This window comes from Streptomyces sp. SAI-127 (assembly GCF_029894425.1).
Lineage (GTDB): Bacteria > Actinomycetota > Actinomycetes > Streptomycetales > Streptomycetaceae > Streptomyces.
The window spans coordinates 1,548,082-1,559,237 of record NZ_JARXYJ010000001.1 but is presented as its reverse complement, the minus strand read 5'-3'; the positions used below and the strand labels follow the sequence as shown (position 1 = coordinate 1,559,237).

Sequence of the window (11,156 nt, the reverse complement as noted above, 5' to 3'; positions counted from 1 at the left end):
CCCCGTGACACCCTCGTCCCCCTCGCGCCACGACACGGCCGCCGTGCCCGACACCACCCCGGAGGGCGCCGAACGGCAGGCCGCGCCCCCCGCCCTCCTCGGCCCGCTGCGCAGCTGGCTCGCCGTCGTCGCCGTCGGCATGGGCGTCTTCGCCTTCACCACCACGGAGATGGTCCCCATCGGACTGCTCCCCGCCATGAGCGGCGACCTCGGCGTCTCCGAGGGCACCGTCGGTCTCTCGGTCACTCTGTACGGTGCCATCGCGGGCCTGTTCGCCCCCGTGCTCACGGTGGCGACCCGCCGCTTCGACCGCCGGCTGCTACTGCTGGTCGTGCTCACCGTCTTCGTCGCGGGCAACGCCTTCACCGCTCTGTCGTCCTCGTACGCGATCCTCATGACCTCACGGCTGCTGACGGGCTTCGCCCACGGCGTGATGTGGTCGATCGCGGCGAGCATCGCCATCCGCCTGGTGCCGCCGGAGAAGTCCGTCCGGGCCACCGCGGTCGTCTTCAGCGGCATCTCCATCGCCTCGGTGGCCGGCGTGCCGTTCGGCACCTTCGTCGGCGGACTGTCCGGCTGGCGTACGGCGTTCTGGGCCATCGCCGCGATCGGTGTGCTGATCCTCGCCGCGGTGGCCGTCCTGCTGCCCCCGCTCGCGCCGCGTTCCGTCGTGCGGCTGGCCGAAGTGCCCAGGCTGCTGCGGGACGGCAACCTCAGGATCGCCACGCTCGTCACAGCGGCCATGGTGATCGGCCACTTCGCCGCGTACACCTATGTCGCGCCCTTCCTGGAGCAGGACGCCGGCATCCCGTCCCACTGGGTCAGCGCACTGCTGCTCCTGTACGGCGTGGCCGGCGTCGTCGGCAACTTCGCCGGCGGTGCGGCGGCCGCCCGAGCACTGCGCGCCACCACGCTCACCTGCATCCTGCTGCTCGCCGCGGCCGTCGTGCTGCTGGTGGTCAACGGCCGGTGGCATCCCGGCACGGTGATCCTGCTGCTGGTGTGGGGCATCGCGTACACGGCGCTGCCGGTCTGCCTCCAGACCCTCGTCTTCGCCAGCGCCCCCAAGGCCCCCGAGGCCGCGACCTCGCTGTACATCTGTGCCTTCAACGTCTCCATCGCGCTGGGCGCCATGGTCGGAGGCTGGTTCGTGGATTCGTCCGGGCCTTCCGCGGTGATGTTCCTCGGTGCTGGATTCAGCGTCCTGGCTGCCCTGTTGATGACCCGGTACCGCGTCGCACGGCCCGAGTGACCGGCTGTTCCTTTCGTGGAGGCTTCCGTGACACCACCCCCGACCGGACCGCCGGTCGACCTGCGCTCCGACACCGTCACCCGTCCCGACGCACGGATGCGGGAGGCGATGGCCCGTGCCGAGGTCGGCGACGACGTCCTGGACGGCGACCCCACCATGCGCGCGCTGGAGGAGGAGGTCGCGGGCCTCCTCGGTACCGAGGGCGCCCTGTGGGTGCCCAGCGGGTCGATGGGCAACCTGATCGCGCTGTGCGTGCACCTCGACCGCGGCGACCGCTTCCTCGCCCCGGACCGCGCGCACATCCTGGACCACGAGGTCGGCACCGCCGCCTGGCTGGCCGGCGGCATGCCGCGCGCCCTGGCCTGGACTGCCGGCCCCGGCGCCATCAGTCCCGCGGACATCACCCGGGCGGTCGGTCGCGGCGGACCGTACTTCGCGCTGCGCGACCGGCTGTTGTGCCTGGAGAACACGCACAACGCGGCGGGCGGCACCGTCACCACCCCGCCGGAACACCGTCGGCTGACCGACGCCGCGCACGCCGCCGGGCTGTTGGTGCACCTGGACGGCGCCCGCATCTGGAACGCCGCGGTCGCCCTCGGTGTGACCCCGGCGGAGCTGGCCGAGGGTGCCGACACCGTCCAGGTCTGCCTGAGCAAGGGGCTGGGCGCGCCGGTGGGTTCGGTACTTGCGGGCGACAGGGCGTTCGTGGGAGAGGCGCGCAGGGTCCGCAAGATGCTCGGGGGCGGAGTCCGGCAGGGCGGCGTACTGGCGGCAGCCGGCCTCGTGGCGCTGGAGCGCGTCGACCGCCTCGCCGAGGATCACGACCATGCCCGGCTGCTCGCGGCCGGACTGGCCGACCGCGGCTGGCAGACCGGGGTCCCACGGACCAACATCCTTGTCCTGCCGGTCGACGACCCACCGCGCACCGTCTCCGTCCTCGCCGAACGCGGTGTACTCACGGTCCCCACGGACACCGGCGTGCGGATGATCACCCACTGCGATGTGTCGCGCTCCGACATCCTGCGGGCGGTGGAGTCCTTCCCACCGCCCGGCTGAGCGCGTGCGCGCGAAGCGCCCGAGCGCCACCACCCGCGGCCACTGCCGCCCCACTCCACCGGGAGTAACCATGCCGTTGTCGCGTACGTCGCACGGTCGAACCCACGAGGTGAGCCCGGCGGCCTCACCCGGGCCGCCCGCCCCACCGCGGGCCCCGGCCCGGTCCGGGGCCCTGCCGCTGACGGGGGCCGTCGCCGGCGGTGCCGCGCTGGCGCTGGAGTCCGTGGTCAACGGCAGGCTCGGTGAGCACACCGGAGCCGTGGCCGCGGCCGCCTGGTCGAACACGCTCAGTCTGGGCGTCGCGGCGATGGCCGCCTTCCTCCTGGCAGGACTGCGGCCTGCGTTCGCCGCACTGCTCCTGGCGCTGCGTTCCCGCGGACTGCGGCCATGGCACTGCCTGGGCGGCCTCGCGGGCGGCGGCATGGTCCTGACGCAGGCGCTGACCGCCGCCGCGCTCGGGCCCGCCGCCTTCACTCTGGCGCTGGTCGCCGGCCAGACCCTGAGCGGCGTGGTCATGGACCATCTCGGCCTGGGCCCCGGCACGCCCCGCCGTGCCACCCGGCGCCGGCTGTCGGGCGGGCTGCTCGCCGTGTGCGCTGTGGCGATTCCGGTGCTGGCCGCCCCGGACGCGGGCCGTACGCTCGCGCTCGCCGTCCTGCCGTTTCTCGCCGGCTGCGCTCTGTCCTGGCAGATGGCGGTGAACGGCCGGGTGGACGAAGCCGCCGGACACCATCCGTACCCGGCGGTCCTGCTGAGCTTCGCCACCGGCACCGCGCTCATGGTCACCGCCGTGGTCGTGCTGACGGTGTCCTCCGAACTGCCCCGGCCTCGGTCCGGACCGCTGTGGCACTACGCCGGCGGCCTGCTCGGCTGTGTGGTGGTGCTGTCCGCGGTACTGACCGTGCGCCGCATCGGAGTCCTGGCCGCGGGCCTGGGCATGATCAGTGGTCAGGTGCTCGGTTCGCTCGCTCTGGGGCCGCTGCTCGGGGAGCCGCCGGCACACCAGGGGGCGGTCGCGGCCGCGGCGGTGCTGCTGATCGGCGCAGCCGCGCTGGCGGCGCCCTCGCCCGCGCGAGCCCCGCGGCTCGGTGGGAGAGGGGACTGACCTGCCGTGCCACGACAACAACGCGCCGTCCGCTCGCGCGAGGCCATCGTGAGGGCGGCGGCTCACGTCGTCGACCGCTACGGTCTCAAGGGCGCGACTCTCTCCAGGGTGAGCGGTGAGGCCGGACTGTCCAAAGGCGCGGTCTACTTCCACTTTGCCGACAAGGACGCGCTGGCCACCGCCTTGGAGCAGGAGGCGCAGCGTGCTCTGGACGGACTGGCCGCCGCCCGCGGACGCCCGTCCGGCCCGGCCATGGCATCCCTGGTCGGGACAACCCGTGAACTGGTCGGACTGCTGAGCCGGGACGTCGTCGTACGAGCCGGCTTCCAGGTCAGCTGCGACCGCGCCGAAGGCGGCGTCCCGACGCTGCGCCGCCGACTGGTGACCCTCCTGCTGCGACAGCTGGAGGACGCCCGGCGCGACGGAAGCCTCGCGCCGGGCGTCGCGATCGAGGACCTCGTCGCCACAGTCCTCACGGTCACCATCGGCGTCCAGATTCTCTCCCGCGAACCGGGCGCCGCACAGAACGTGCCACGGGCACTGGAGTACTTCTGGCAGGGCGCACCCGCTCTCGGAACCGACGGGCGGGTGCGCGCGGAGCACGAAGGCGGGTCGGGAGGCACCTGCTGACGCGCCGAGGCCGAGCAGTGCGAATACGAGCGCCGTGACCGTGGCACGGGCACTTGATCGTCTGCGTCTCATGGAGTCCCCCCTGTGGACGCCCGGCGCACCGGGGCGCGCGCCTCCAGCGCCTCCAGCAGCAGGTCCACCGCCTCCTCGAACGAGCTGTCCGCCATGCTCGGCAACTCGCGCCGTACCGCGGTGAGCGCCGGGTACGCCACCGGGTCCAGGTCCTGGTAGACGTCCCGCCACGCCCGATGGTCGGCCTCGCGCTGCTGCCGGGGGAGTGCCTGGAACGCCGCGTCGGTCGCCGCGTGGCTGAGCACGGTGTCGATGAAGGCCAGGTACAGGCGCGCGGCGGCGGCCCGCTCGAAGCCCGCGGAGAGCAGCAGGCCGATCCCCGTGTCCACCGCCTGGATCTCGCTCCTGCGCCGGGTCACCCGGTGCGCGGCCAAGGCGGCCGCCCGCGGATGGGCGAGGTATCCGGCACGGACCCGCAGGGCCATCTCGCGCAGCGCGGCCACCCAGTCCTCCCCGGGGACGAACCCCGCCATCGCGTCCCCGATGATCCGGTCGGCGATGGCGAGCACCAGGTCGTCGGTGTCGTGGAAATAGCGGTAGAGGGCGGTCGGGTCGCAGCCCAGCGCCGCGCCGAGCCGGCGCACGCTCAGCGCCTCGGGGCCGTGCTCGCCGATCAGCCGCAGGGCCGTCTGCACGATGAGGTCCTCGGACAGCAGGACTCCGGAGCGGGTGGGCCGTCGGCGTCGGCGCTCCTGGGGGACACGGCTGGACATGGGCACGTTCCTCTCGTCCGGGCGCGCTCAGTGAACGGCTCCCACCCGCCTTACGTCAACAGGGTTGACCCAATGTGGACGTCGGCTGTTCCATCACCTCACCGCGCGGCTCTTCCCCGTCTCCCGTCCCCGAGGAGCCCTTCATGTCGTCAGCACCGCCCCTCCCCTCCGCTCCGGGCTCGGCCCTGCGCCGTTCCCTCGGCGTCGTCGACGGCGTGGCCATCGCCGCGTCCAGCACCGCGGCCACCACCAGCATCGCCATCGGCATGGGCACGATCGCGACCATCGTGGGCCTCCAGGCCCCGGCACTGCTGCTTCTGGCCTTCCTGCCGGTCCTCGGCATCGCCACCGCCTACGCCCGCCTGAACCGCTCGGAGCCGAACTGCGGCAACGGCTACGTCTGGGTCGGCAGGGCCCTCGGCCCCTGGCCCGGCTTCCTGACCGGCTGGGTCACCCTGGTCGGCTCGGTCATCTTCTGCGCCTACACCAGCGCGATCATGGGCTCGGTCGTCCTGGCCTTCGCCAACAAGGCCGGACTGCACAGCCTCGCCGGCATCGCCCTCGACCCCACGTCCACCGGTGTCACCACGGCCGTCGGGCTGGTGATCCTCCTCGGCCTCACCGCCCTGGCCGTCACCGGGGTGCGGTCCGCCACCCGCTTCCAGTTCGCCCTGCTGATCTTCGAGTACGCCGTGCTGCTGGCCTTCTGCGGCTGGGCCCTGGTCACCGGGGACCACGCCGTCTCGCTGTCCTGGTTCAACCCCTTCGAGATCTCCAGCGGCACCACCTTCGCCCAGGGCATGGTGCTCGCGGTCTTCTTCTTCTGGGGCTGGGACGCGGCCTTCAGCGTCAACGAGGAGACGAAGAGCCCGGGCGACGCGGCCCGCGGCGGCCTCATCGCCCTCTTCGCCATGCTCGGTCTGTTCCTCTTCGCCTCGGTCGCCTTCCAGCGCGAGATGAGCCTGGCCGAACTCGTCAGGAACGGCCCCCAGGCCCTCCCGTACCTCGGCGAGAAACTGGCCGCCGAACCCTGGGCCACCCTGCCCCTGGTCGCGCTGATGTTCTCCGCCGTCGCCTCCGTGCAGGCCACCCTGATCCCCACGGCACGCGGCCTGTTCGCCATGAGCCGTGACCGCACGATGGGACCGGTGTGGACCCGGATCCACCCGCGCTACGGCACCCCCGCCGCCGGCACCGTCGTCGTGATGGGCATCGCCGGAGTGATCGCCCTGCTCGCCGTGGCGATCCCCAAGCTGAGCGACATGCTGCTGGCCGCCGTCAACGCCATCGGTCTGATCGTCGCCCTCTACTACGGCCTCACCGCGCTCGCCTGCGCCGTGCGCTTCCGCTCCGCACGTCACGAAGGAGCACGGGAGGCGCTGCTCGCCATCGGCGTGCCCGCCGTGTCCGGCCTGATCCTGCTCGGCCTCGGCGGCTACCTCGGATACTCGTACCTGACCATGAGCGACCACTTCGAACTCAGCCCGGACAACGGCTGGTTCATGTTCTCGCTGCCCGCCGCGATCATCCTCGCAGGCCTCGGCATGGCCGCCGTCGCCAAGTACGTGAGGCACTCGCCGTACTTCACCACGGGGCGCGGCACCGACGCCGAGTCCCTGACCCTGCCGATGGACCGTACGGCGGTCTGATCCCTTCTGGAGTTCACTCACATGTCACACACCGCGGACCTCGTCCTCACCGGCGGTCCCGTGCACACCGTCGATCCCGCCCGCAGCCGCGCCACCGCCGTGGCCGTGCGCGACGGGCGGATCGCCGCCGTCGGCCACGACGAGGTGCGCGAGCTGATCGGCCCGCGCACCGAAGTCGTCGACCTGGCCGGGAAGTTGCTGCTCCCCGGCTTCCAGGACGCCCACGTCCACCCGCAGGGCGCGGGCCTCGAACTCGGCCTGTGCCACCTCGCCGACACCGTCGACCCGGCCGAGTACCTGCGCAGGATCAAGGCTTACGCCGATCAGCACCCGGACGCCGAGTGGATCACCGGCGGCGGCTGGTCCCTGGAGGCGTTCCCGGGCGGCGCTCCCACAGCTGCGGCCCTCGACGTGATCGTCCCGGACCGACCCGTCTTCCTGCCCAACCGCGACCACCACGGCGCCTGGGTCAACAGCCGGGCCCTGGAGCGCGCGGGCATCGACTCCCGTACCCCGGACCCGGTCGACGGCCGGATCGAGCGCGACGCCGACGGCAACCCCACCGGCATGCTCCAGGAGGGCGCGGTCCACCTCGTGGGAAGACTGGTTCCGGACCCCACGCCGCAGGAGCAACTCGCGGCCCTGCTGCGGGCCCAGGCCGTGCTGCACTCGTACGGCGTCACCGCCTGGCAGGACGCCATCGTCGGCGCGTACGCCAACATGACCGACCCGGCGCCCTCCTATCACGAGGCCCTCGACCGGGGACTTCTCACCGCCCGCGTGGTCGGCGCCCTGTGGTGGGACCGTGAGCGGGGTGCCGAGCAGATCCCCGAACTCCTCGCCCGACGCGAGGAGTTGAACCGTGGCCGGTTCCGTGCCACCACGGTGAAGGTCATGCAGGACGGCATCGCGGAGAACCACACCGCCGCGATGCTCGCCCCGTATCTGACCGGCTGCGGCTGCTCCTCGGACAACAGCGGCATCAGCTTCGTCGAGCCGGACGAGCTGAGGAAGTACGTCACCGAACTCGACGCGTCCGGCTTCCAGGTCCACTTCCACGCGCTCGGCGACCGCGCGGTGCGTGAGGCCCTCGACGCCGTGGAGTCCGCCCGCGCGGCCAACGGGTGGCGCGACACACGGCACCACCTCGCACATCTGCAGGTCGTGCACCCGCACGACATCCCCCGGTTCCGCACCCTGGGCGCGAGCGCCAACCTCCAGATGCTGTGGGCCGCCCACGAACCGCAGATGGACGAACTGACCCTGCCCTTCCTCGGCGCGGAACGCGGCGCACGGCAGTATCCGTTCGGTGATCTGCTGCGCGCAGGCGCGACCCTGGCCGCCGGCAGCGACTGGCCGGTCAGCAGCCCCGACCCCTTCCAGGCCATCCATGTCGCCGTCAACCGGATCGCCCCCGACGCCCCCGAGGGCACCCCGGAGTTCCTTCCGGAGCAGCGCCTCGACCTGGGCACCGCCCTCGCCGCGTACACGGCGGGCAGCGCCCATGTGAATCACCTCGACGACATCGCCGGCAGCATCACCGTGGGCAAGTCGGCCGATCTCGTCGTCCTCGACCGCGACCCGTTCGCGGGGCCGCCCGAGGAGATCGCCGCCACCCGGGTCCTGGAGACATTTGTCGACGGGCAGCGGGTTCACGCGGCGCGGGACGCCTGAGCTGATGTGTGCCGGCTCGACCGACCCTCAGGTGATTTCGATGTCCGGGGAGGGGGAAGGTGGGATGGAGCGCGCAAACCTCCACAACATCCGCCGCCCCTGAAGCCCCTCGACCTGAGGAACGTCATGGCAACACCCAACACTGCCCGTGCCCACGGAGCGGCCCTGCTCGCCGATCCCCTCCGGAACAAGGGCACCGCGTTCAGCCCCGAGGAGCGTGCCGAACTCGGCCTGGACGGGCTGCTGCCACCGGCGACGGAGACGCTCGACGAGCAGGCGGACCGGGCGTACGAGGCGTTCCTCGGCTACGACAAGCCGCTCAACCGGCACATCTACCTGCGCCAGCTCCAGGACACCAACGAGGTGCTGTTCTACCACCTGCTCACCCGGCACCTGGAGGAGATGCTGCCGGTCGTCTACACGCCGACGGTCGGCGAGGCGTGCCGGCGCTTCAGCGAGATCTACCGCAGGCCGCGCGGTCTGTTCCTGACCTACGAGGACCGCCACCGCTTCCGGGAGATCCTGCGCAACCGGCCCGGCGGCGAGGTCGACGTCATCGTCGTCACCGACGGCCAGCGCATCCTGGGCCTGGGCGACCAGGGGGTGGGCGGCATGGGCATCCCGATCGGCAAGCTCAGCCTGTACACAGCGATCGGCGGCATCCACCCGGCGCGCACCCTCCCGGTCCTCCTCGACGCCGGCACCGACAACGAGCAGCTGCTGGCCGGCGAGCACTACCTCGGCCGCAGGCAGCACCGCGTCACCGGGGACGCCTACGACGAGATGATCGAGGCGTTCGTGTCCGCCGTGGAGGCCGAACTGCCCGGGACCCTCCTGCAGTGGGAGGACTTCGCCACCGCGCACGCCCGTCCGATCCTTGGCCGCTACCAGGACCGGCTGCTGACCTTCAACGACGACATCCAGGGCACCGCGGCCGTGGCGCTCGGCGCGCTCTCCACCGCCACGAAGGTCGCCGGAACGCCCCTGACGGACCACCGCATCGTGGTCCTGGGCGCCGGTTCGGCGGCGGTCGGGGTCGCCGACATGATCCGCACCGCGCTCGAGGAGGAAGGCCTCACCGAACAGCAGGCGGCCGACCGCTTCTGGTTCGTCGACATCGACGGCCTGCTGGTGCGCTCCCGCACCGATCTCACACCCGAGCAGCGGGTGTACGCGCGCGACGACGCGGACGTACGACAGTGGGGTGCGCTCGACCTCGCGCGGGTCGTCGGCGAGGTGAAGCCGACGGTGCTGATCGGGCTCTCCACGGCGCACGGCGCGTTCAGCGAGGAGATCGTGCGGACGATGGCCGACGCCTGCGACCGGCCGGTGATCCTGCCGCTGTCCAACCCGACCTCGAACGCCGAGGCCGAGCCCGCCGACCTTGCCCGCTGGACCGACGGCAGGGCCCTGATCGCCGCCGGCTCGCCCTTCCCGCCGCTGAAGCTGGACGGGCGCGAGGTGCCGGTCGCGCAGGCCAACAACGTCTACGTCTTCCCCGCCGTCGGCCTGGCGGTCACCGCCTGCCGGGCCACCCGCGTGACCGACCGGATGATGGTGGCGGCGGCGCGAGCGGTGGGGGAGTGCGCGGTACAGGCCGGCGTGGACGGGGCGACCCCGCTGCTGCCCCCGCTGGCGAGCATGCGGGACGCCGCCCGCGAGATCGCCCTGGCCGTGGCCAAGGCCGCGGTGGAGGACGGCGTCGCACCCCAGGCCACGGAGTCCCAGCTGCGCGAAGCGATCGCGACGACGCAGTGGACACCGAGGTACGCGTCCTGACATGCAGTTGCCGGACCTGGCAGCTCTCCGGGCCTGTGACAGGATCTGCGGTGGGCGCGAGGCCTGCTGGGGTTGAAGGCAGAGGACGAGTGACATGGACCGGCCGCCAGGCATGATGGACGTGGCCCGGGAGGCCGGCGTCTCGCACATCACCGTCTCCCGTGTCATCAACGGTCATCCTTCGGTCCGTCCGGAGACTCGCACCCGGGTCGAGGCCGCGATCCAGAAGCTGGGCTACCGCCGCAACAGCGTCGCCAGGGCCCTCAAGAGCCGACGTTCCTCGACGATCGGCGTGGTGATCGTCGGGTCGGAACTGTTCGAGCTGCCGCGTATCCTCCTGGGCGTCGAGACGGCAGCCAAGCAGGCCGGTTACTGGGTGAGCCTGGCCAGCAGACAGGGTGAGAGCACCTCCGCCGACCTCATGGAGACCCTGCGACGGCTCACCGACCAGTCCGTGGAGGCGATCGCGGTCGTGGCGGACCGGCCCGTCGTGGTGGAGGCGTTGTCCGGCCTTTCCTTCGGGGTGCCGGTGACGGTGGTGATGTCCGGCGGCGCACCCAACCCCGGTCTGGGCTTCGTCGAGGTCGACCAGGAACTGGGCGCCCGTCTCGCCGTTCGCCACCTCCTCGGCCTCGGGCACCGGGACATCGCCCACCTGACGGGTGCGCTGCGCACCTTCGACGCCCGGGCACGCGTCGACGGCTGGCAGGCCGAACTCACCGCGGCGGAAGCCGAAGGAGCCCTGCTGGAAGGCGACTTCAGCGCGGAGAGCGGATTCCGCCTGGCCCACGAACTCTGCGGCGCCGGCACCGGCCTGCCCACCGCGGTCTTCGCCGGGAACGACCAGATGGCGATGGGAGCGCTGGCCGCCTTCGCCGAGCGGGGCGTGGAGGTACCGCAGGACGTCTCCCTCGTCGGCTTCGACGACATGAAGGGCGCCGGATACCTGGTCCCCGCTCTGACCACGGTCCGGCAGGACTTCGCCCACCTCGGCAGGACGGCTATCGAGCAGCTGGTGCGGATGCTGGGCGGGGAGCGGGCGGAACGGCAGAAGATCACCCCGGAACTCGTCGTACGGCGAAGCACCGCCGCGCCTCGCGCCGGTTCCTGAATCCCGCCACATGCGCTATCGGGAACTGGGCCGCACCGGCCTGACCGTGTCGGAGAACCGGAGTGCTGGACACCGTTCAGGTCCTACAACGGGAACTCGCCGTGCTGATCAAACA

The 11,156-nt window shown here is 72.1% G+C and carries 9 protein-coding genes; 8 read left to right on the top strand and 1 reads right to left on the bottom strand.

Translation table 11 applies throughout. The annotated features are described in order from the left end of the window. The first annotated feature begins 4 nt into the window (after nucleotides 1-4). From M2157_RS07400 to M2157_RS07385, 4 genes are all read left to right on the top strand, one after another. On the top strand, nucleotides 5-1,252 hold the full coding sequence (locus tag M2157_RS07400; RefSeq protein ID WP_280860997.1) for an MFS transporter: 1,248 nt from the start codon (nucleotides 5-7) through the stop codon (nucleotides 1,250-1,252). A gap of 27 nt (nucleotides 1,253-1,279) precedes the next feature. Beyond that, nucleotides 1,280-2,308, top strand: coding sequence for a GntG family PLP-dependent aldolase (locus M2157_RS07395; RefSeq protein WP_280864805.1), 1,029 nt, complete (start codon nucleotides 1,280-1,282; stop codon nucleotides 2,306-2,308). 70 nt (nucleotides 2,309-2,378) lie between these two features. Further along, the gene (locus M2157_RS07390) at nucleotides 2,379-3,413 is read left to right on the top strand and encodes a DMT family transporter (protein WP_280860995.1); all 1,035 of its coding nucleotides are present in this window, start codon (nucleotides 2,379-2,381) and stop codon (nucleotides 3,411-3,413) included. Between the two features lie 6 nt (nucleotides 3,414-3,419). Further along, nucleotides 3,420-4,043 (top strand): TetR/AcrR family transcriptional regulator, encoded by a 624-nt coding sequence (locus M2157_RS07385; protein WP_280864804.1) that lies wholly within the window; start codon nucleotides 3,420-3,422, stop codon nucleotides 4,041-4,043. 68 nt (nucleotides 4,044-4,111) lie between these two features. Here the strand turns inward: M2157_RS07385 and M2157_RS07380 are convergent, their stop codons facing one another. Further along, nucleotides 4,112-4,828, bottom strand: coding sequence for a helix-turn-helix domain-containing protein (locus M2157_RS07380; RefSeq protein ID WP_280860993.1), 717 nt, complete (start codon nucleotides 4,826-4,828; stop codon nucleotides 4,112-4,114). Nucleotides 4,829-4,971: 143 nt separating this feature from the next. Between M2157_RS07380 and M2157_RS07375 the strand changes: the two genes are divergently transcribed. From M2157_RS07375 to M2157_RS07360, 4 genes are all read left to right on the top strand, one after another. Further along, on the top strand, nucleotides 4,972-6,477 hold the full coding sequence (locus tag M2157_RS07375) for an APC family permease (RefSeq protein ID WP_280860992.1): 1,506 nt from the start codon (nucleotides 4,972-4,974) through the stop codon (nucleotides 6,475-6,477). Between the two features lie 21 nt (nucleotides 6,478-6,498). Continuing rightward, the gene (locus M2157_RS07370; protein WP_280860991.1) at nucleotides 6,499-8,151 is read left to right on the top strand and encodes an amidohydrolase; all 1,653 of its coding nucleotides are present in this window, start codon (nucleotides 6,499-6,501) and stop codon (nucleotides 8,149-8,151) included. A 126-nt stretch (nucleotides 8,152-8,277) separates the two neighbouring features. Next, nucleotides 8,278-9,930, top strand: a complete 1,653-nt coding sequence (locus M2157_RS07365; RefSeq protein ID WP_280860990.1) for an NAD-dependent malic enzyme — start codon at nucleotides 8,278-8,280, stop codon at nucleotides 9,928-9,930. A 94-nt stretch (nucleotides 9,931-10,024) separates the two neighbouring features. Then, nucleotides 10,025-11,041, top strand: a complete 1,017-nt coding sequence (locus M2157_RS07360) for a LacI family DNA-binding transcriptional regulator (RefSeq protein WP_280860989.1) — start codon at nucleotides 10,025-10,027, stop codon at nucleotides 11,039-11,041. Nucleotides 11,042-11,156 lie beyond the last annotated feature (115 nt).